The following is a 23531-nucleotide window of genomic DNA, read 5'->3' as shown; positions in this document are numbered from 1 at the left end:
CCAAACTAACCACCTCTTTTAATTGATAAAAAAAGAGCCCTCTTCCAACTAAGGAAAAGGGCTCAAATAGAACGGTACCACCTTTTTTGAGTAATCAAAAATTACTCACTTTAATAACGGACAAATTATCCGCTAGCCAGATATTGGTGGCAACCACGATGTTCTACATTATCGACACCGAACTCGGAAATGATTTTCAAAATTCTCTTAACGGTCACTTCTCACTTAACGTGACTCACTGGGCGTAATTGAGATTTCTACTTTTTTCCTCAACGTCTTGTTTATTAATGACTCATATTATATTCACAAGAAAATTAAATTTCAAGGGTTATATTTAATTTAATTCTAATTTATTTTATTTATAAACATATTAAAAATCATTCTTCTACTTTATAATTAGTTAAATTCAAAAAAATCATGAAAAAATTATTTTTTTGAAGATGCCGGTTTAATAGGATTGGGCAACGCTTTCAAAAAAACACTTTTCCAGACGCTTGTAATCATAACAATTTAATGTTAGGGTGTTTTTACAAAATTAATTTTTTTCTAATCAACGGAGGGAACAATATTATGACAGAAACAAAGAAAGTAGTTTTAGCTTATTCAGGAGGTTTAGATACATCAGTTGCCATTCCTTGGCTTAAGAACAAAGGATATGACGTAATTGCCTGTTGTATTAATGTAGGAGAGGGAAAAGATCCTGAGTTTATTAAGAATAAAGCGATTCAGGTGGGTGCAATTGATGCATTTTCAATTGACGCCCTAGATGAGTTTGCTGATGAATATGCTTTAGTAGCATTGCAAGGACATACTCTATATGAAGGAACATATCCTTTACTCTCCGCACTATCCCGACCTCTGATTAGTAAAAAATTAGTAGAACTAGCACATCAAGAAGGAGCAGATGCTATTGCTCATGGTTGTACCGGTAAAGGTAATGACCAAGTTAGATTTGAATTGGCAATTCATGCTTTGGCACCAGAACTAGAAGTTCTTGGACCAGTTCGTGACTGGCATTGGTCACGTGAAGAAGAAATTGATTACGCTAAGGAAAATAACATTCCTATTCCTATCAATTTGGACTCACCATACTCAATCGACGCCAACATTTGGGGACGTGCTAATGAATGTGGTGTTCTAGAAGATCCATGGGCAGAAGCTCCAGAAGACGCCTTCGGTATTACAACTCCAATTGCAGAAACACCAGATACACCAACAAGTATTGAAATTACCTTTGAAAAAGGTGTTCCAGTTGCTTTAGATGGTGTAGAGATGAAATTTGCCGATATTATTAAAGAAATCAACAAAGTCGGTGGAGAAAACGGTGTTGGAAGAATTGACCATATCGAAAATAGATTAGTTGGTATCAAGTCTCGTGAAGTTTACGAAGCACCTGCAGCTATGATTTTGATCAAGGCTCATAAAGAACTTGAAGATTTAACTCTTGAACGTGACTTAGGTCATTTCAAACCAGTTATCGAAAAAGAATTAAGTGAAATTATTTATAACGGCCTTTGGTTCTCACCATTGATGAAATCACTTCTAGCATTCTTAGATGAAAGTCAAAAGTATGTTAACGGTGTTATCAAGTTACAATTATTCAAGGGTAATATTTGGATTCAAGGACGTAAGTCAGAAAATTCATTATATGATCTTGATCTTGCTACATATACATCATCCGATTCATTCGATCAAAAGGCTGCTGAAGGATTCATTAAATTATGGGGACTTCCAACAGAAGTTGCTGCTCAAGTAGCTGCTAAAAATGCTGATAAGAATAAGGATGAGGTAAAATAATGAGTACTAAAAAACTCTGGGGTGGACGTTTCCAGGCTCAAGCTGAAACTTGGGTCGATGAATTTGGTGCCTCGATAGGATTCGATCAATTAATGGCCGATGAAGATCTTGAGGGTTCTTTAGCACACGTTAAAATGCTTAAGAAGACGAAGATATTAAATGAGTCTGACAGTGATCAAATTATTGCCGGACTTGAAAATCTTCAACAAGAATTACATGATGGAAAGTTACATTTTACAGTTGAAAATGAAGATATTCATATGAACTTAGAGAGTATCTTAACTGATGAGATTGGTCCAGTTGCTGGGAAACTTCATACCGGCCGATCACGGAATGATCAAGTGGCGACTGACTTTCATCTCTACGTTAAAAATCGTTTACCAAAGATTATTGAAGAAATAAAAACTATTCAAAGTAGTTTAGTTGATTTGGCTGATAAAAATGTTGAAACGGTTATGCCAGGTTACACGCATTTGCAACACGCTCAACCAATTTCTTATGGTCATTATTTAATGGCTTACTATTCTATGTTGAAACGTGACGTTGAACGATTTGAATTTAATATGAAACATACAGATATTTCACCACTAGGTGCTGCAGCATTGGCAGGAACGACTTTCCCAATTGACCGTCAATTTACAGCCGATGAATTAGGATTTGATAATATTTATACTAATTCATTAGATGCAGTTTCGGATCGTGATTTTGCATTGGAATTTTTAAGTAATGCTTCAATCTTAATGATGCATTTATCACGTTTTTGTGAAGAGTTAAGTATGTGGGTCAGCTATGAATTCAAATATATTGAATTGAGCGACCAATATACAACCGGAAGTTCAATAATGCCGCAAAAGAAAAATCCTGATATGGCAGAACTTATTCGTGGTAAGAGTGGCCGTGTCTATGGTCATCTTTTGGGATTGCTTTCGACTATGAAGTCATTACCGTTGGCTTATAATAAGGATCTGCAAGAGGATAAAGAAGGTACTTTTGATACCGTCAAAACCTTGTTGCCTGCTTTGAAGGTCTTTAATGGGATGATTTCTACCATGAAAGTTAATAAAGAAAAAATGCATCATGCGACAATTAATGATTTTTCTAACGCAACAGAATTGGCCGATTATTTGGCAACCAAGGGAATTCCATTTAGAGAAGCTCATGGTATAGTTGGCCAATTAGTTTTGAAGGGCCTTGAAGAGCATCGAAACTTGCAAGACATTACGATGGAAGAATTTAAGAAGATCTCTCCTTTAATCGAAGAAGATGTCTATCCGGTCCTGCAGCCGGAAGTTGCCGTTGCCAGAAGAAACTCATATGGCGGAACAGGTTTCGAGCAAGTAAAGAAACAAATACAACAAGCCAAACTAGAGTTGGCTGAAAAATAGAGAACAAAACTAAGTAGGTTTAATTCTCTAGAAAAAACCGTAATCCAGAAAAAAGGATTACGGTTTTTTGTTTTGTATATCAATTACTTTTAAACATAAATAAAATATTTTATAATGCATTTGAATAGGGGTGATGAAATGACTTATATAAAGAAATTTTTGTATGTTGGAACTTTGATTTTAGCAGCATTGGCTTTATTAGTAGGGACACAAGTATTTATTGATAAAAACAATAATATATCGTCTTTAACAACTATTGCTAAAGCAGATGTGAATGCAGAGATTGTATATGGTAATAGTATGCCAAATGCAATTGATGAAACGAAGAAGGACGAAAGTATTTCCTTACCGTTGTCAGATGGAAAGCAATTCAAATTATCTGATTATTTTGAACCCAATTATTATGGATATAGTTTTACAAATGCAACACAGGGTACTGATACTATTAATGATATGTCTCAAACATTGACATGGGATTCGTCAAAGCCCTTAAAAGTTTCCTACACGACTCCAATGGCGTATGAGGCAAGCGTCGAACAATACGATATGACAACGGGTAAGCAAATTGGTAGTTTTACCACTAACTTGTTCACAAATTCCTATCCGAATATGGAAGATAAAAAGGTAATATATAACCCTAATTATTCCGATAACTATTATGTATCTACACCTTTGGGCTGGGCCAGCGGTAATGACAAATTTCAATACAAGATAGATCCAGGCAAGGATAGTACATTACCTGAAAAACCTGTTGTTAAGTTATATTATCGTCCATTTAAACCGGTTACTTTTAATTATTATAATGATGCTGGAGAAAAGCTTTATTCGATGGATGAACCAGCATCAGCAAGTGTTTTCATCTTTGGTTCTGGAACAAGTGAAGAACCAGATACTTTGGGAGATCCAGATGGATTTTATTCAAAAATTCCTGAAGGAGATAAAGAAAAATATTTGCAAGGATATGGAAAACCAGAAAGTAAGTCTGATATAAAGGCGGATTATGCTAAGGGAACAGTCGATGTCCTATTGAATAAGCAAGAAATTAACTTGACGACCAATTATTATGCTTCTGTCGATGGTAATTTAATACCAATTAAGGATTCCGAAACTGATTCCATTCCGATTAATTCAACTGAAAGTTTAAAAGTCCCTTCTGATATTTCTGATCGAACATTCTCAAATGAAAAAACTTACGTTCAGGTTGTCGAACAAAATGGATATAGTTTTATCCTTGGTAACAATACGGATAATTATGTATCTGATAGTGATTCAGTATCTGGATACATGAGTGATCTGTTTGATTCTATAAATGACGCTTATGTTGATAATCCAGTTGGTCTTGATATTACAGCCAATTTAGTTTTTGACGCTAAAGATAATGAGGTTACAAATCCAATTAGTTTTGAAACTTCAGATAAAAAGGTTGTTGATGGCAAACAAGTAATCTATGGAGTTATTGGAGATAAGTTTCCTTTAGATGAATTAAAAAAATTAGTTCCTAAGGGTTATGAATTAGTTAATAATTCAGAATTAACTATTAAAGATTCTAGTGACAGTAGCTTGCCACAAGTTGTATTGGTTAAGAAAATAGTTAGTAATTCTGAGCAAAATAACAATAATAGTTCAACTAATAATGTAAATTTAAAGGCGGCAACATATCCTGAAGATGGCATTGTTAGTTTGTATGATGACAATGGTAAAGCGTCTGATAACCGAGCACTAGCACAGAATACAGATTGGTTAGTCGATAAAAAGCGTATGAATACAGTAAACGGTAAAAAGACAGTTTATTATCGTGTCTCTACTCATGAATGGGTAAAAGTACCTGATATCTATATTTACCAAGATCTAAGTAATAATGTTTTAACGACTAAGCAAACTAATTTATATAATAGCCACGGATCTTTAGTTAATAATCGTGCATTAATGGCTGATACTAGTTGGAAAGTGGATAGAAGTTCATCAGATATTATTGATGGTGTGCTTATGTATCGTGTTTCAACCAATGAGTGGGTTAAAGCTGATGATGTTGTAACAGAAAATGGCTAGTCTTACCAATATGATTTGACTTAGGCCCGAATAAAACCGTAATCCAAAAAATGGGATTACGGTTTTTGTTTGTCATCAATATCAGAAATTTTAAATTAAATTATTCTTTAACAATGTGTTTACTGAGTCAAAAATTATTTCTTTGTTATCAGCGATTGGTGACCAATTCAAAATATCTTTAGCCTTTTGATTACTAATGTTTCGATTGACTTCTAATAATAATTTACCTTCTTTGGCAGTTTGATTAAAATATGATCCCAATTTAATTATCCAGTCAGGTAATATTTTCGAGGATATTTTAGGAGCTAGGTCAGGGTATTCATGTCTAACTAAATTTGCAATTTCAGGTAATGATATTGAACCATCTGCTGAAGCAATAAAGCGTTCATGATTTGCCTTAGGTTCAGTCATTGCCTTGATGTGCAAAGCGGCAACGTCTCTCACATCGACAATATTTAAGTTGATATTTGGCACTCTCTTCATAGAACCATTCAAAATATTTGTAATAATATCAAAACTTCCTGAAACATGAGAATCTAATGAATCACCTAACATGGCCACGGGATTTATAGTTGTAAATTCGAGCATATTGCTAGGTTGGTCAATTATTTTCCAAGCCGCTTTTTCAGCAATCAACTTTGATTTTTCGTAGATGGAAATTCCAGGTTGATCGGTTTTTGTCCAATCCTCTTCGGTCGTTGGTATTGATGATGGTTTGTTACTGAAGCCGATGGCTCCAAAATTTCCGGTCATGACAACGCGCTTAACATGTTTTCTTTGAGCCATTTTTAAAATTCTAGTAATACCATCAGTAGCTGGACGAATGGCGTCTATTTCTTTTTTTGAATTATCGAAGAATACGGGTGAGGCGACACTTAAAACATAATTTACATTGTCCATGGCTTCATCCCAACCCTCATCAGAAGTTAAGTTAGCTTCGTAAAAACTCAATCGATCTAAATTATCTATACCATTCTCTTTTAATATTTTTAAAACGTGATTTTTTTTACCTAGCGAGCGAATTGTGGTTCTAACGTTATAATCAGTTTTCATTAATTGTAATAAAATATGTAATCCTAAAAATCCCGTACCACCTGTTACTAAAACTGTTTCTGTCATTTAAATTTCTCCATTGCTTAATTAATATTAATTCAATATCATGATCTTAAACCCTAAACTATAGTTTAGGGCAACCGTTAGGAGAAAATAATGTTAAAAACTTTTTCTATAAAAGAAGTCGCTAAAAAATTTGATTTATCTATTTCGACAATTAGATATTATGATAAACGAGGATTACTACCATTCGTTGCTAAAAATGCAGCCGGATATCGAATTTTTACGGAAACCGATTTGAATTTAATTAAGACCATTGTTTGTTTAAAGAATACTGGAATGTCTATTAATAATATTAAGACTTATATTGAATTAGTAATGGCTGGCCCAAGCTCCATTGATGAGCGTAAAAAGCTTTTATTGAACCATAGGCGTCAGGTTCTTCAAGAACAACAAGTTCTTGCTGATAATTTAAGAGAGGTCGATTTTAAAATCAAAAAATATGAATCTCCAGATGCTGAAAGTGTGATAAAGAATGAATTGGAATATGTAGCTAGAGAGAAGAAAAAATTGAATTTATAACTTTCTATGTTGACAAATGTAAACATCAATAATAGAATGTATTTGTTGATTACAAATGTAAACATAGAAATGAGGAATAATCATGGCAAAATTATTAGTATTGATCGTTGGGCTTTTAGTAATTGGATTTATAGTTTGGTGGTTCTTTGGAAAACATGAGGTAGCAGAAATTTCAGCAGATCTATCTAATGATGGACAAAGTATCGATGTTGAGGTCAATGGGGGATATTCACCTGAAACAGTTGTTTTGAAACAAGGGGTTCCTGCAACACTTAATTTCACAAGAAAAGATAAGTCGAGTTGCTTAGACCGAGTAGTATTTTCTGACTTTGGAATTAATCAAGCTTTACCTATTAATAAAAAAGAAGAAATTAAAATTGATACAAGTAAAGCTGGTGAATATCAATGGGCCTGCGGTATGGATATGTTCCACGGTAAATTGATCATCAAATAAGGAGGTGAATTATAAATGTCAATTACAAAAAGATTTTGGATATCATTAATTTTTTCATTACCCATGTTGGCAAATATGATTTTAATGCCCTTTGGCTGGCATTTGCCTGGAGGTAATTGGACACAATTAATTTTGACAACAGTCATTATGGCGATTTCGACCGTACCATTTTGGCAAAGTGCCTGGGCATCTTTTACTAAGCATCATTCCAATATGGATACATTAGTTGCAATAGGTACGGTTACTGCATATGTATATAGTATTTATGCTATGGCGACACATCAGGCAGTTTTCTTTGAAAGTGCAGCTTTTGTTACAACTTTTGTCTTGTTAGGACAAGTTTTTGAAGAACGTATGAGAAATAATGCCTCAAATGCTGTGGAAAAATTAGTCGATCTTCAAGCAAAAGATGCTGAAGTTATGCGTAATGGTGAATTAGTAAAAATTCCGCTTTCAGAAGTTGTCGTTGGTGATATTATCCGTGTAAAACCAGGACAAAAAATTGCTGTTGACGGTGTTATTACTGAAGGTACTTCAACAATTGATGAGTCGATGGTGACTGGTGAAAGTATGCCTGTTTCAAAGAAAACGGGTGACAAAGTTATTGGTTCGACAATAAACAGTAATGGAACTTTCATGTTTAAGGCGGAAAAAGTTGGCGATGATACAATGCTTTCACAGATCGTGGAACTTGTTAAAAAAGCCCAAAATAGCCATGCTCCGATTCAAAATTTAACTGACAAAGTATCTGATATTTTTGTTCCAACAGTTTTAGTAATAGCGATATTAACGTTTATGGTTTGGTATGTCTTCTTAGGAGCAACAGTTGCCAGTTCATTGATTTTCGCGGTTGCCGTAGTTGTTATCGCATGTCCTTGTGCTTTAGGTTTGGCAACACCAACAGCACTTATGGTTGGTACAGGTCGTTCTGCTAAAATGGGTATTCTGATTAAAAATGGTGAAGTCCTTGAAGCAGTTAATGATATTAAAACAGTAGTTTTTGATAAAACAGGGACTATTACAATTGGTAAACCTGAAGTTACCGACATTATCGGGGATGAGAAAAATATTCTAAACTTTGCCACAGGTTTGGAGCAATCTTCAGAGCATCCCCTAGCTTCTGCGATTTTAAAGAAAGCTAAAAGTGAAAATATTAATGTACCTTCAGTTAGTCAATTTAAAGCAATTGAAGGTAAGGGTGTAAAAGCAACGGTTAATGGTCAAAGTGCTTTTATTGGTAATGATAAATTACTTTCAGATGTTAAAATTAACGCTGAATTGAAGCAACGAGTTATAAAACTTCAAGAAGAGGCTAAGACGGTTGTCTTTGTTGGAGTGGAAAATGAAGTTATTGGATTGATTGCAATTCAAGACGCGCCTAAGGAAACTTCTAAAGAAGCAATTGCTGATCTGAAAGCTCGTGGACTAAAGACAGTTATGTTAACTGGTGATAACCAACGAGTTGCCAAAGCTATTGCAAAACAAGTTGGCATCGATTCAGTTATAGCTGACGTTTTGCCAAGTGATAAAGCTGATCATGTTAAATCTTTACAGCAAGATGGCAAGGTTGCTTTTGTAGGTGATGGTATAAATGATGCCCCAGCCTTAACAGTTGCCGATGTCGGTATTGCCATGGGTTCTGGTACCGATATTGCGATTGAATCCGGTGGTATCGTACTTGTTAAAAACGATTTGAGGGATGTTGATCGTGCATTGGCATTGAGTAAAAAGACCTTTAATAGAATAAAGCTAAACTTATTCTGGGCATTTATTTACAACATCTTAGGAATTCCCGTAGCTGCAGGTATATTCTATGGTATTGGATTAAGTCTAAGTCCTGAGTTAGCAGGCTTAGCGATGGCATTTAGCTCACTATCGGTTGTAACTAGTTCGATGTTATTAAATAAATCTAAAATTACAAGTAAGGCTAAATTTGCATAATATAAATTAATTTTTAGAGTATTTTAATACAGGGATAGTAATTCGATTTTTAGATTACTATCCCTGTTTTTTTAGTCAAAAAAATCAAGTTATGTCAAGATGTTTTTTAGCTAAGTAAAAATTTATTTCTTCTCCAGAATATATTTCATTTTCTTGATCACTTTTTTTGAAATTGAACTATGATAATAACCAAGAGGGGAAAGCGATTATCATGAGATTTGAACAATTAAAGAAAATGTCCAATGTAGTTTTAAAGAAAAGACTTTATAAATCAGGGAAAAATTGGATCGTTAAATCAAGTTTAAGTTTTGCCGGTGGATTGATCCTTTTTGGAGCAACTCAAGTTATAAATGTTTCTGCTGATACTGTAACACCCACAGAAACGACGGAGGACTCCGGGTCGCAGCAAACAAACGATACTACCAAAATTGATTCTAATGTGAATACAAATACTATGGATGATAAACCGGTTGATGATCAAGAAACAGAAGTAAATCAAAATAATTCACAGGCTCAGAATGTTCAAATAAGTAATAATCAAACTGTAACAAAACCAGCTGCACAAACCAGTGCGCAAGCTCCGGTTCAAACAACAAATCAAGTACAAGCAGATTCAACAGGTGAAACAACTAACACAAACGATGTTTATAATTTAGGAACTTGCCAATATTACGTCGATGACAACCAAGTTCTACATATTGGTGCGGGTGATTTTACTCAAGATCAATACGATACTCTTTATAATCAAGTTAAAAGTGATCAAAAAGAAGACGGTTCAATATTTAGACAAGTAAAAAGTTACAATACAATTACTTTTGATGGTAAAGTTACAGCCCATGGAAGTGTCGCCAATTTCTTCCAAGGAACTACGGCAAATTCTATTAAAAATTTAGCAAATTTTGATACATCGGATGTAACTAATTTTTCATCAATGTTTGCAAATAGTTCAACATTACAATCCTTGGATCTAACCGGTTTAAATACTAGTAACGCCACTGATTTTTCCAATATGTTTGATGATGACAAAAATATTGAATCATTGGATGTCTCCGGTTTTAAGACCGGTAATGTAACTAATATGCAAAATATGTTTCATGGCGTAGGTAGTGCAAATACTGGAGTTGTTGATATCAAGGGTCTAGAAAATTGGGATACTTCAAATACAACTGATATGTCCTTCATGTTTGCGGAACTTAATTTTGACCCAAGCGGATTAAAGAATTTTAACACTTCAAAAGTAACAAAGATGAATAGTATGTTTTTGTCGTCTAAAATCATTGGGAAATTAGATTTATCAAACTTTGTTGGTGATAGTTTAAATACGATGTCTCAAATGTTTGATAGTGCCAGTCAATTGACAGAAATTAATTTAAGCAATTTAAATACGCCTAATCTGATTGATAAAGATAACAATAATTTGGCAGTCTGGAATGAATTTGAAAATTGTTCCAGTTTACAAAAGGTTGATCTATCTAAATTTGACGGTAAAAATATTAATAATTATGGAAATATGTTTTATAAATGTCCAAAATTAACGACAATAATTTGGCCTGATGTTTCAACTGATTCTGCCACTTCATTTGATAGTATGTTCTCTGGTGATATGAGTTTAACTGAGAATGATCTGAACTTTTTGAGTAAATTTAATACTTCAAAGGTAAAAGATTTTAATTCAATGTTTTCTACCTGTGTCAGTATTACTAAACTTCCAGAAGTTGAATCATGGGATATGACTTCAGCAAATAATTTAGGATCAATGTTTCAAGGGGATACCTCGTTAACCAATCTGGATTTGTCAAAATGGACTATTAACAATGCTCAATTTCTCGATGAGTTTTTAAGCGGTTGTACCAACTTGATTAATTTAAAGTTGCCAAAGTTTGATAATCCGGTTTACCCTACACTTAATATGAGTTATATGCTTAGTCAATGTGGTAAATTAAATTTATTGGACTTCTCTACGTTTGTAGTTCCCCAGAATGCTAATAAAATGAGCATGTTCTATGGAGCTGATCATTTATTCAAATTAATATTAAATAACAAAGTTGATTTGGATGGTACAAGTCTAAGTTATTACAATATTTATAAGGGTTGGAATAATGTCGGTAACGGAAGTGATGATGACCCTGAAAGTAATTTAGGATTACACGACGGCGATGAAATGATGAGTACATATACAAATGGCAGTGGTCCTGATGAAACATGGGTGATTGCCGAGCGTAAAACTATTAATTACCAAATAAAATATGTCGATTACGATACAAAAAAGGATATAAATTCAAGTTATGATATAAATACGTCTGGTCGAGAAGGTTGGACCGTTGTTATACCTACGTTATTTACCAGTCAGGGGACAAATGTTCCAGGGTACGATAGTTCAGAAAATTATGATCTTGATGATGATGATCTAATGTCTCGTCAAACTTTGCCTGAATATGGAACACCTGCTGCTGATAATTTAGTGTATACGGTTAGAGTCAAAGCGGTACCCCCATTTGTTATCAAAATTAGTGATGTTCCAGATACTATTAGTCTGACCGTAAATGATCCTAATGCTATAAAAGATAATCGGACGTTACAAAATTTGAATAACACAAAGCAACTTGATCCTGATAAAACTATGATTAGTTTGATGGGTCAAGATGTGTCAGAAACTCGATTTTATTTAATGCTAGAACTGGCATCACCGGCAAAAACCGTTAAATCACTTGTCGGAGACATCATTAAGTATCTCGGACGTGAAGATGATAAACAAGAGGTCCTAACGCCGTTAAATATAGAAATAACCGTGGCGTATAAACCTGATACTGGAAATCCTAGTCATTCTGGAGGAACAGCTATCAATCGAGTTGTCCAAGATATTAATCAAACTAGTGCAACTTTTAGCGATCGACCGGCAGTACATCTGTATGATTATGACGGTAATATTATTTCAGACCGCTTATTAGGTGTTAATACTGATTGGAAAAATGATCAAGAAATGGTTTTAAACGGACAAACATATTATCGTGTATCCACAGATGAATGGGTCAAGGCCGATGACGTTTATGTTTATGTGGAGCATCCTTCAAAAATTAGAACTTATAAGGAAAGTAATGTTCAACTAAAGAATTCTCATTTGGATAATGCTCGAATTCTAATGCCTTCAACTGATTGGAAAACTGATCGGTATGCAATTTTTGCTGGTCAAACATATTATCGAGTTTCAACTAATGAATTTGTACCAATTGATAAAGTCTATGAATATCAAGATTCATCAAACATAATTCATTCAAAAAGGGCAACTCCAATTTTTGATGAACGTGGAAATCGTCTTTCGCAGACATTAAAGCCTGATATGGATTATAAAACCGATAAGATCGTTCAAATAAACAATGAACCATATTATCGAGTTTCTACTAATGGATTTGTAAAAAAATCGGATATAAATTAGAAAAAAATAAGCACGGTAATCCAATTAATTTGGTATTACTGTGCTTATTTGTCATACGTTTTTAAACTGATTCAACGGTTTTCCAAGTCCAATTACTAGTATATGTTCCAGAAGTAGTGGTTTCGTTACCTTTGAAATCTAATTTAATATTTTCTTTGACTAAATCAGTTAAATTAGTGGTAGTCAACCAATTCTCGCTACTTGCGGCAGGTGTTTCAGCGATAAATAATTCTTGTTCGACTCTTCTTTGATTTTTCCAATAGACTCTGTGGTCGAGAGTGCAATTTGTATCGTCTTCATTGATAAAATCATCGACTGATAAAGTAACTTTTAGTGGAGACTGATTTTTAGATCTGAAATCGTGTACTTGCAAGCTGCCATCGATCTCTGGTTTTATTTTTTTAGTATTTTCTCCAAATAAATGCTCTGTACCAAAATCGATAGAGTGGGGAGCTACGAGTTGAAATGATCCATCTTGATGCTTAAAGTAAAAACTTTTACTATCGCTATTACCTTCATCATCGGTCAAGGTGAACTTTATTTGGTGAAGTTTTAAATCATTATACTTACTGATCGACAACTCTGGGAGTTCCCAAAAATAAGTAGAACCTGGTTTTTCATTATCAAAGTTTTCATATAAAACAACTTCATCATCATCGTCAACTTTATAAGTAGCACTTTTCATTGTCTTACTATCTGCATCTGACCAAGTACCAGTGATAGATAAACTATTAGTAGTTGGATTATAAGGATTACCTTCAGATGATTCAGGGCTTAAAATATCGATCGTGGGAACTAGATTTGGTGGAGCGGTAATATTGATGACCGTTTGAGCCACTTCTGATAAGTTTCCATCACTATCTTTTACCCAAACTCTAAGGTAATGAATTCCTTCTTCTAAGTCAGCAATAGAGATACTGTTGGACCATTCTTGCGGCTTACCAGCTTTTGAGTTTTGTTCAGACTGGCTCAAGCTTTTAATTAATTTACCGTGATGAGTGTCATCAAGATCGACGGTATAGTAGAGTTCAGCATTGGTACTGTCAAAATCGTACCAAGTACCGGTAATACGGTAGTTTTCGGCACCTGATTGAATAATATCGGGTACGGCTTCAGTACCTTTTTGATCCAGCTCAATAGCGGGGGCAAACTTAGCACCAACAATATCAATTTGGGATGCATAGTTCATTACTACAGATTTTTCTTTTTCTAATGTTTGTTGTTTAGTATGCATGGCAAAACCAGAATCCCAGAACTTTTCAGTTTCCTTTACGCCACCTAAACGTGCTCCAGCATTAAGATTAAGTCCGGCATCCCCCAAGTCATTCATATCTGAAAAACTGTTCTTTAGTCCTTTAGGGAGATCAGGTGATTTATAGTGGCCATTCGATATATCACCTTCACCAGGGGCCCAAGGGAATTTTGAACTACTACCAATTCCTAAAAAGCCGCTTTCATAACCTTTTTGTTGATCGTGGGCCTTGCTGATCGAACGTCCTGCCCAACTTGAAGGGCCATTAGGAAGATTGGTGAATAGGTTGTATCTGGATTCGATAATCCCAGATTGCAGGTAAATACCACGACCATTACCAAGGGCCCTGATCGGAATAAAATCACCAACTTTTTTACCTTTGTTGTCTCTAATTTCTTTAAAATCTTTTGTTAGGGAAAAATCTTTAAAAGCAAATCCCATGAATCTTTGGATCGGTTTATCGCCCACATTGGTGTAGGTGATTTCAGTCACAACACGACCATTTTTTTCAAATTTTTGAACGATCTTTACTTCAACCTCATATAAATCTTTATTACGTTTTACTTGCTGATAAAAAATCATTCGTTGTTGTTCAAATCCAGTTTCTGGATCAACTCGATATGAAAATATTGGTGATTCAGACATACTATATTTTTTATCTAAAATACCTGGACCTGCAACGGATGGTTTAGATAATTTGTCAGATGGAACTTCTAAATTATAAATATCAGTTGTAATGAAATCCCCCTTTGAACCTAGTGAACCGTCCTGTGAATGGGCATCACCATAGGCATTTCCATAGATGTGATTGCCACCACTGTTAGGACCATTTTCAATACTGCCACCTCTAGGAACAGTTATTACTAATGAATTGGGAGCGGTTAGACTATCAACTCGTCCGTGAGCGTAGCTATCATGGATATCCTTTGCGAATGCAGCTTTGACTTTAATATTGGCAGATGCATAAGTGTAGTCACCAAAATAAATATATGGAACAGCAGACGTACCATCAGCATGACGAAGGATCGGACCACGGCTTATTCTCAAACTGTCACTTCTAGTCCAAGTTATTTCATCTGTGTCAGGCTGATCAGTATCGTCATCTTGATTTTCTTGAATATCAGTATCATTGATTTGATTTTCGTTAATGTCAGTATTTTCTTGGTTGTTTGAATTATTTTCAGAATCTTGATCTTCTGATGTATTAGGATCAGCTTCTAAAATATTGGAATCACTTGATTCTGTAAGTAGTGATGAAGTTGCTTCATTTGAATTATCGTTGACGATTTCTTCAGTTTCAGCGTTTCCCACATATGTGTTAAAGAACAAAAAAAATATCCCTACAATTATTGCTAGGAATAAGCTTAAGGTGCGTTTTCTCATCTAAAAACATTTCCTCTCTGATTGACATTTTATTATATTATCACGAAAAACTTATGAAATGTATTCGTTTTTTATAAGACGAGCTTATCAATTTTGAGAGGTAAAATATTAAAAAATGAATTTTTTTTATTTTGTGGAAGGTGTCTTAATGCACGCTTTACTGGTTTGACATAAGGGATAGTAGGGCTATCATTATAAATAATATTTTTTCTAGAATAAGAGGAGTGGTCACTTTGTTTAATGTATTTGTTAGAAAAGCTTTAGCTGATGATTTACCTAAAATTATCGAAGTTATAAATGATGCCAAAAAATTAATTAAGGGAACAGGCAGTCCGCAATGGCAAGACGGCCAACCTAGTAGATCCGTTTTAGAAGAAGATTTAAAAGTCGGTCGCGGATACGTATTAGTAGTTAATGAAATAGTCGTGGGATATACCGCTTTGATGCAGACCAGTGATCCACATTACGAAATTATTCAAGATGGTGCTTGGAATAATACGACTGATAAATATGCAACCTTACATCGTGTATCAATTGCAGATGGGTACCGTGGCAAACATTTAAGTGATTTTATGATATCAAATTTATTTACCATTGGTTATGAATTAGGGTTTAGAAATTTTAGAATCGATACGCATGCCATGAATAAGGGGATGCAGCACATCTCCATAAAAGCCGGTTTCAAATATCGAGGAATTATTTATGTAGGACCAAAAGAAGACGATCGTCGTCTTGCATATGAATTGAATATGTAAAAAGAAGAGCGTTTCAATAAATATCTAAAGGTTAAACTTATAAGAAAACAAACCACAATTTAGCCTCTGGATGCAGGAAAACCAGTCCGTAGTGAAGGCGGAGTTAGTGCTTTAGCACTTACTCCGCGGGACGAATTTTGAAATTCGAGTGTACTTCTCGAAGTTCAAAATCGAGGTTCGAGACGTTCCTGGCTCGAGCCCGTTCCCCACAGCGGACTAGTTTTCCTGCGTCCAGAGGCGGCACACCACTACAATCTAAATTCTAAATTCGATCACAAACTCACTACCTTGTGGTAAATTATCACGAACAAAAATTTTCCCGTGGTGTTCATTCATAATTTGCTGGGCGATGGCTAATCCCAATCCATGACCACCGCTGTTGCGATTTCTTGATTTATCAACACGATAAAAGCGTCCAAAGATTTTTTTCTTATCAATATCTTTAACACCAATACCAGTATCTGAAATAATAATTTGATATTTAGAACCTTCAACATTGTCATAAATTCTAATGGTTCCGTTTTCTGGAGTATATTTAGTAGCGTTGTCCAAAAGAATAATCAAAACCTGTTTGATCTTATCTCGATCAACATTCAAGGTTACAGTATGTCGAATATTTTCTTGAAATACTTTTGATTGAGAATTGATTATTTCTTTGAAGGGCATAATTGGATCTTTGATAAAGTAATCTGGTTTAGTTAATTTAAAGTCGAATTTGGTCGTTGCCTGATCAGCTCGAGCTAAAGTTAATAGATTATTAGTTAGAGAATTTAAACGGTTAACTTCATCAAGCGAAACAGAAATCGATTCAGCTTCATCCATAATGGTATTTTTAGGCCGAGTCAGCATATATTCTAATTTTCCTTGAATGATAGTTAAAGGAGTTCTCAACTCGTGGGCTGCGTCGTTAACAAATTCACTTTGCTGTTTCCATGATTTAATGATCGGAAACATAGTTATTCTAGTTAGAACATAAGATAATACCAAGGCAATGACCCAGAAAATGAAGAAGGTCGCAATCAAGATCTTTTCAAAGTTTTCCATTGATTGCATTTGAGTATCAATATTTTGCATGACCAAAACATAATTTCCTGCATACATGGGATTATTATTTTTCTTGGAGACTTTGATTAAAAGAGTCCTAAAATTCATTTTTTTAACAGTTAAAGTCTGCTTAGTATTAAGATTTTTCTTGTTTAATTTGATTTTTTTGAGTACAGAATAACGATTACCTAAACTAGTTTTGTTTAAAAGATTTCCTTTAGAGTCAAATACTAAAATAGAAGTCTGAAAGGGAGCGCGTGGTTCAGGTTGTTTTTTATTATCATCAGGTCCGTGTGGATCCCCTTGATCTGGCTTCATATCAGGTTGTTTTTGAATGGTATTGACCTGACTTTTAATATCCTGGTCGATACTTCGATAGGTTGAATTTTGAAAACGATTGAAAATAATTATTCCTAAAGTTAAAAATAAAATGGCAAAGGTTGCCATGATTGAAATGAATAACCTCGATTGTTGTCGACGGGTTATTTTTTTTTGCTTAGTTTTAGTTTTCATCTTGGCAAATATACCCAACATTTCTGATAGTTTTGATCAAATAATCATTTTTTGATGGTCGTAATTTTTTCCGCAAATTACTCATATAAACCTCAACCACGGTGATGGAAGTGTCAGAATCAAAGCCCCAGATACGTTCAAATATTTGATCTTTAGTTAGAATAATATTTTTATTTTGTAAAAGGTAGACTAATAAATCATATTCTTTTCCATTTAGGGCAACAGTTTCACTATTAATTGTCACTTCATGATTATTTAAATTAATTGCAATGTTATTCAGCTTTAAAACTGATTCATCAGCTGCGATACCACTTCGTTTAAGAAGTGCTTTAACACGAGCTTGTAATTCCTCTCGATGAAATGGCTTTGTTAAATAATCATCAGCACCTAAGTTAAAGCCGTGGACTTTATCATCCAGTTCAGTCTTGGCAGTTAAAATTAAAACCGGTGTATTGATCTTTTCTTCACGAATGTTTTTTAAAATGTCGTAACCATTCATTCCTGGCAACATTAAATCAAGAATTATTAAATCATGTACATCTTCTATTGCCGCAAACTTTCCACTAAGACCATCATTTTCGATATCCACTTGAGCAAAATCAGAAAGAAATGAGGCAACATTCTTGGCTAAATTCTCGTCATCCTCAACGACAAGAATTTTTATATTATTTTGCATACTTAACTCCTTTAATCGATGGTTCCATTATAAAGCAATAATTTCAATTTAAGCTTAATTTAAGTTAGTTTGGATAATCTAGATTTCGTCATGAAGAAAGGATGTTAAACAAATGAAAAATAAGTTGATGAAATCAAGAGCAATACTAGTCTCACTCCTTATTTATTCAATCATTTGTTTCTTAATTAATATTACTTTTTAAGAATTGGAGATTGATAAATTATGGAACAAAAAGATTCTACGCGTTCAACTAGGAACAAAAGAGCAGATTTTTTAACCAGATTTAAAGGAATTAAATATGATTATTGGTTGATTGCTATTTTGATTTTGGCCGCGTTTTTATATGCATGGAACATTTGGGAAGCAGGGGAAGCTAATAACTTTTATACTGCTGCCATTGTAAGTATGACCAAGAGTTTTAAAAATTTTTGGTATGCCAGTTTTGATCCGGCTGGATTTATAACTGTCGATAAACCTCCAGTAGCGTTATGGTTTATGACCATTAGTGCCAAAATATTTGGTGTTCATGGTTGGAGTGTTGTTTTACCTTCAATTTTGTTCGGTATTGGATCGGTATATTTGATCTATAACCTAGTTCATAAAAGATTTGGTAAAATTCCAGCAAGACTAGCCGCATTATTTATGACTTTAACGCCGATCGTGGTCGCTGATTCTCGAACTAATAATATGGATGCTACTTTAGTATTCTTCTTATTGTTATCAGTTTACTTTGTTCAAAAGGCTGTTTTAAAGGGGCAGCAAAGATATTTGTGGATTGGTTTTGCTTTGATGGGTGTTTCATTTAACGTCAAAATGTTGCAGGCATTTATGATCCTTCCAGCACTATATTTGTATTACTGGATCGCTACAAATATTAACTGGAAAAAGAAATTAATACATTTATCAATTGCCACAGTATTTTTAGCAATTTTTACTTTGATTTGGCCATTATCAGTTGATATGACTAATTCGGCTAATCGTCCTTATGAAGGTGGTTCTGAAACTAATTCCGCATTGGAATTGGCCTTTGGCTATAACGGGACACAAAGATTATTAGGACAAACAACAGGTACCGGAGGCGCCTTTCCCGGAATGGGAAATTCATCTAAAAAGAGTAGTAAGTCAAATACACCACCTGGTGGCACAAAAGCTAAGTCTTCAGAAAATGCTCCGACACCACCTTCTGGAAGTAAAAAAACCGGTGCACCTGCTGTACCGGGCGGAAATTCTAAAAAAGGAAATCCAGGAACTGGCGGAGCTGGTGGTGGTGCCTTTAATATTGGTACTGCTGGTCCATTGCGTTTATTCCAAAAAGAATTGGGACCTCAAATTAGTTGGTTATTGATCATTTCATTATTAGGATTGATTTCCAGTTACTTCTATTATCGTGGTTCAAAAATGAAACGTTGGTATTCATTGACTCCACAAAGAAAAGAACTTTGGCTGTGGACGGGCTGGCTAGTTCCAGTATTTGGATTTTTCTCGGTTGCTAGTTTCTTCCACCCTTATTACACGATCATGTTAGCTCCAGCAATTTCAGTTTTAGCTGGTATCGGTATTTTTACCATGATCAAACAGTGGAAAGACAAGACTGGATTATCAATGCTTTTACCAATTTCGATACTTGCTACAACTGCATTGCAGTCTTGGTATATCTATGATGATTACAAAGTTTTAGCTTGGGTTTTATTGGCATTAGGAATTATAATCTCGATTCCACTATTTATCCTTCCGTGGATCTCAAGCAAATTAAAGATTGGAAAGCCTTTAACGACTGCCAGTGTGATCTTAGTAATGCTTGCTCCAACTTGGTGGTCATTAACACCAACGATCGCAGGTTCTAGTGATGGAATCCCAAGTGCTGGACCATCGCTGTTAAGTTCTGGTGGCATGGGTAGCGGTGGTGTCGGCAGTGGTTCAGTCGATAATACCTTATTGAGTTATCTTGAAAAACATCAAGGTAGTGCTGAATATTTATTTGCTACCGATGATTCAAGTACAGCAGCCCCATACATTATAAAAACTGGAAAAGCAGTTATGGCTATGGGTGGCTTTAATGGTACCGATAAGGCTATAACTTTGAAACAATTTAAAAAGTTAGTTAAAGAAGGAAAAATCAAGTATTACTACGCCGCTGGAAAGACCGGCAGCAGTAACTCTGAAATTGTTAACTGGATCAAGAAAAATGCTAAGAAAGTTACCTTAAAAAATAGTGAAACCTCAGCAGTATCTTCTATAACAACAAGTACCAAAACTAAGAGCTCATCAAATCCACCGAGCGCACCAAGTGGAGCAAATCCTGGACAACAAGGAACTCCTCCATCTGGCGGCAATGCTCCAGAAGGCATGAAAAAACCTAGTGGATCTAAGAAAATGAAAAAACCTTCTAAGAAACCATCAGGTACAAATGCACCTGGCGGAATGTCAGAAGGTGGCGGACCCGGACAATCGGGTACTTTATATGATCTATCGAGCATTTATGATTAGAAAGGAATGGTGATCATGGATCAATTAATTTCTATTATTCTGCCTGTATTCAATGAAGAGGCAGGAATTCAATCCACGATTGATACCTTATTAAATTACGTCGAACAACAAAAAGAACGTTATGAATTAATTTTTGTTGATGATGGTTCTAAAGACAATTCTGCTAAAATTATTGAAAAATCTATGCAGTTAAATGAGAATATTAAATTAGTTAGATTTTCAAGAAATTTTGGACATCAATTGGCAATAACGGCTGGTTTACAGTATGCCACTGGGGATGCTGTGGTAGTTATGGATGCAGATTTGCAAGATCCACCTGAAGTCATTCCAGAAATGATTCAAAAATGGCACGAAGGCTACGATATAGTATATGGCAAAAGAATAAAAAGAGATGGTGAAACTGTCTTTAAAAAGTTTACAGCATCAGCTTTTTATCGAATTTTTAAGAAAATTTCCACGATCGATATGCCGCTAGATACTGGTGATTTCAGATTAATGAATCGAAGAGCGGTTGATCAATTAAGAAAATTACATGAACAAGATCCTTTTGTTAGAGGACAAGTGACGTGGATCGGATTTAAGCAAACAAGTGTTATGTATCATCGTCAAGAAAGAATTGCCGGTGAAACGAAATATCCTTTAACAAAGATGATCAGTTTGGCAATTGACGGAATAACATCGTTTTCGATGAAACCATTGCAATTAGCAAATATTTTCTCGATCGTACCGATTGTCAGTGGAATATTTAGTTTAGGATATTTACTCGCTAGCGGCAGTTATAGTTTGGCCTCGGTTGGTGTGACGATCTTATTATTTACACTTGGTTTATTGTTATTGTCGATCGGAATTTTAGGAAGTTATTTAGGTCGGGTTTTAGATCAAGTGAACAATCGTCCCAGATTTATTGTTAGTGAGACTAAAGGATTTCAAGAACGCAATAAAGGCATCCACCATTTGCATGCCAGATCTCAAAATTAGTGAAATAAGGAATAGAGATGCTTAAAATCTTGTTAATGGTTTCGGCGTTATTCATATCTTTAGGACTGTTGATGCTACCGAGTGATATTGGTCCGAAGAATAAGAAAAGGAGGTGAAAACCGGTTCTCCAAATTAACTTAGTAAAATTTTAAAAAGTGAGGTTAAGATACTTTTTAAAGTTAGGTCAATATGTTACAGTAATGTTAAATTTGATAGGAGTAGCAACTTTTGTCAAATTGAATATGAACTATCCCATTCATTTAAAGAAGCTGACGAACACCCAGTCGTCAGCTTCTTTTTTATATTTAAATACCTAGTTAATATGCCGTCTCCGAAGCCGAAAAAAGAATCATTGGCGGTGCAGACCGGCCAGAGCCTGAGAAGCAGTCTCTAGCCTCGGTTTGAAGCCTTGCAAGTTCAGCAAGTCTTCAAACACGCCTGGTGGTGTAAGCGATAAATCGCTAACGCCACTTTCACTGCCAATAATTCTTTTTCAGCTTCTCCGACTAGTTTTTTATTCTTTTTAAAACGTTTCAGATTTTTAAAGTAGATTCAAAATTTATAATCAACTGTGCTATACGTAATTTTAATGTAAGTCGCCATTGTAGATAGAATTCTTAACAATAACGTAGTCTACTTTACGTAGGGACATTAGATCTTTGCCACCGGCATAGGAAATAGATGATTGAAGATCTTGCTGCATTTCTTTTAGAGTATCCATAATTGGTCCTTTTTCAGGAAGCAACATTCTTTTTCCTTCAACATTTCGATATTCGCCTTTTTGATATTCTGAGGCTGAACCAAAATATTCTTTATATGTTTTACCGTTTTCAACATAAACTGAACCAGGGGATTCTTGATGACCGGCAAGCATAGAACCGATCATAACCATATCAGCACCAAAACGGATCGATTTGGTAATATCTCCATCGGTTCTAATACCACCATCAGCGATGATCGGCTTAGTTGCAGCTTTTGCACAAAGTCTAATGGCAGCTAATTGCCAACCGCCAGTACCAAATCCTGTTTTTAACTTAGTAATACAAGCTTTTCCAGGACCGATCCCAACTTTAGTAGCATCTGCACCGGCATGTTCAAGTTCTCTAACAGCTTCAGGTGTACCGACGTTTCCGGCAATTAAAAATGATTCTGGTAACTTTTCTTTGATGTATTTGATCATATTGATAACACGATCACTATGACCGTGGGCAATATCGATCGTAATATAATCAGGAATCATTTTTTGTTCTACTAATGAATCTATAAAATCAAATTCCTCTTGTTTGATTCCAACACTAATAGAAGTATAAAGATTTTTTTCTTCCATATCTTTCATAAAATCAATACGTTTTTCGGGTTCAAAACGATGCATTACGTAAAAATAATCATTGCTTGCAAACATTTCTGCAAGATTTTCATCAATTACAGTCTGCATATTAGCTGGAACGACTGGAATTTTAAATGTCTTTGGTCCAAATTTAATACTTGTGTCGCATTCAGATCTACTATCAATAATACATTTATTCGGAACTAATTGAATATCCTCATAATCAAATACTTGCATTTGCTTAATCACTCCATAATGACGAACAATAATTATATTTATTTTTTAATTCGTTCGTATAGATACAATTTAACTTGTAATTGTTGTATTGTCAAATGTCAACCGCTCCTGACTAAAGTCAGAAGCTTGTGAGAATTGCACTTAATAGTGTAACGACCACAATTTGCTTAGATACAGCGATTGCC

The 23531-nt window shown here is 34.7% G+C and carries 15 protein-coding genes; 10 read left to right on the top strand and 5 right to left on the bottom strand.

What is annotated here, in order from left to right; translation table 11 throughout:
- The first annotated feature begins 570 nt into the window (after nucleotides 1-570).
- The 3 genes from EKM77_RS09945 (at nucleotide 571) to EKM77_RS09935 (ending at nucleotide 5231) form a co-directional block, all read left to right on the top strand.
- A complete protein-coding gene (locus tag EKM77_RS09945; protein WP_125593916.1) occupies nucleotides 571-1797 on the top strand; it encodes an argininosuccinate synthase in 1227 nt (408 codons plus the stop codon).
- Nucleotides 1797-3182 (top strand): argininosuccinate lyase, encoded by a 1386-nt coding sequence (gene argH / locus EKM77_RS09940; protein ID WP_125593915.1) that lies wholly within the window; start codon nucleotides 1797-1799, stop codon nucleotides 3180-3182. Before EKM77_RS09945 ends, argH begins: the two co-directional genes overlap by 1 nt.
- A gap of 138 nt (nucleotides 3183-3320) precedes the next feature.
- Nucleotides 3321-5231 (top strand): SLAP domain-containing protein, encoded by a 1911-nt coding sequence (locus EKM77_RS09935; RefSeq protein WP_125593914.1) that lies wholly within the window; start codon nucleotides 3321-3323, stop codon nucleotides 5229-5231.
- A gap of 90 nt (nucleotides 5232-5321) precedes the next feature.
- Here the strand turns inward: EKM77_RS09935 and EKM77_RS09930 are convergent, their stop codons facing one another.
- Nucleotides 5322-6350, bottom strand: a complete 1029-nt coding sequence (locus tag EKM77_RS09930) for an NAD-dependent epimerase/dehydratase family protein (protein WP_125593913.1) — start codon at nucleotides 6348-6350, stop codon at nucleotides 5322-5324.
- A gap of 90 nt (nucleotides 6351-6440) precedes the next feature.
- On the opposite strand from EKM77_RS09930, the gene EKM77_RS09925 reads away from it, so the two are divergent.
- The 4 genes from EKM77_RS09925 to EKM77_RS09910 all read left to right on the top strand — a co-directional run bounded on the left by EKM77_RS09925 (nucleotide 6441) and on the right by EKM77_RS09910 (nucleotide 12694).
- Nucleotides 6441-6866 carry a MerR family transcriptional regulator gene (locus tag EKM77_RS09925; RefSeq protein WP_125593912.1) on the top strand — a complete coding sequence of 142 codons (426 nt, stop codon included), beginning with the start codon at nucleotides 6441-6443 and terminating at the stop codon, nucleotides 6864-6866.
- Nucleotides 6867-6948: 82 nt separating this feature from the next.
- On the top strand, nucleotides 6949-7320 hold the full coding sequence (locus EKM77_RS09920; protein ID WP_125593911.1) for a cupredoxin domain-containing protein: 372 nt from the start codon (nucleotides 6949-6951) through the stop codon (nucleotides 7318-7320).
- A 15-nt stretch (nucleotides 7321-7335) separates the two neighbouring features.
- A complete protein-coding gene (locus tag EKM77_RS09915) occupies nucleotides 7336-9261 on the top strand; it encodes a copper-translocating P-type ATPase (protein ID WP_125593910.1) in 1926 nt (641 codons plus the stop codon).
- 211 nt (nucleotides 9262-9472) lie between these two features.
- Complete coding sequence (locus EKM77_RS09910; RefSeq protein ID WP_125593909.1) at nucleotides 9473-12694, top strand: BspA family leucine-rich repeat surface protein; 3222 nt, start codon at nucleotides 9473-9475, stop codon at nucleotides 12692-12694.
- Between the two features lie 61 nt (nucleotides 12695-12755).
- On the opposite strand, the gene EKM77_RS09905 is transcribed toward EKM77_RS09910, so the two are convergent.
- Nucleotides 12756-15275, bottom strand: coding sequence for a hypothetical protein (locus EKM77_RS09905; protein ID WP_125593908.1), 2520 nt, complete (start codon nucleotides 15273-15275; stop codon nucleotides 12756-12758).
- A 287-nt stretch (nucleotides 15276-15562) separates the two neighbouring features.
- Here EKM77_RS09905 and EKM77_RS09900 point away from each other — a divergent pair, with 287 nt between their 5' ends.
- A complete protein-coding gene (locus EKM77_RS09900; RefSeq protein ID WP_125593907.1) occupies nucleotides 15563-16084 on the top strand; it encodes a GNAT family N-acetyltransferase in 522 nt (173 codons plus the stop codon).
- A gap of 255 nt (nucleotides 16085-16339) precedes the next feature.
- Here EKM77_RS09900 and EKM77_RS09895 read toward each other — a convergent pair whose 3' ends face one another.
- Both EKM77_RS09895 and EKM77_RS09890 read right to left on the bottom strand, forming a co-directional pair.
- Entirely contained in the window at nucleotides 16340-17641 is a 1302-nt protein-coding gene (locus tag EKM77_RS09895; protein ID WP_164507769.1) for a sensor histidine kinase, read from the bottom strand.
- Entirely contained in the window at nucleotides 17631-18317 is a 687-nt protein-coding gene (locus EKM77_RS09890; protein WP_125593905.1) for a response regulator transcription factor, read from the bottom strand. The genes EKM77_RS09895 and EKM77_RS09890 overlap by 11 nt, the downstream gene beginning before the upstream one ends.
- 222 nt (nucleotides 18318-18539) lie before the next feature.
- On the opposite strand from EKM77_RS09890, the gene EKM77_RS09885 reads away from it, so the two are divergent.
- A complete protein-coding gene (locus EKM77_RS09885; protein ID WP_125593904.1) occupies nucleotides 18540-20804 on the top strand; it encodes a glycosyltransferase family 39 protein in 2265 nt (754 codons plus the stop codon).
- A gap of 15 nt (nucleotides 20805-20819) precedes the next feature.
- Nucleotides 20820-21782: a glycosyltransferase family 2 protein gene (locus tag EKM77_RS09880; RefSeq protein ID WP_125593903.1), complete on the top strand. Its 963-nt coding sequence runs from the start codon at nucleotides 20820-20822 to the stop codon at nucleotides 21780-21782.
- 586 nt (nucleotides 21783-22368) lie between these two features.
- On the opposite strand, the gene EKM77_RS09875 is transcribed toward EKM77_RS09880, so the two are convergent.
- A complete protein-coding gene (locus EKM77_RS09875; protein ID WP_125593902.1) occupies nucleotides 22369-23346 on the bottom strand; it encodes a GMP reductase in 978 nt (325 codons plus the stop codon).
- Nucleotides 23347-23531: the final 185 nt, after the last annotated feature.

This window comes from Companilactobacillus baiquanensis, from assembly GCF_003946605.1.
GTDB classification, from domain to species: domain Bacteria; phylum Bacillota; class Bacilli; order Lactobacillales; family Lactobacillaceae; genus Companilactobacillus; species Companilactobacillus baiquanensis.
This window is presented reverse-complemented; position numbering and strand designations above follow the sequence as displayed.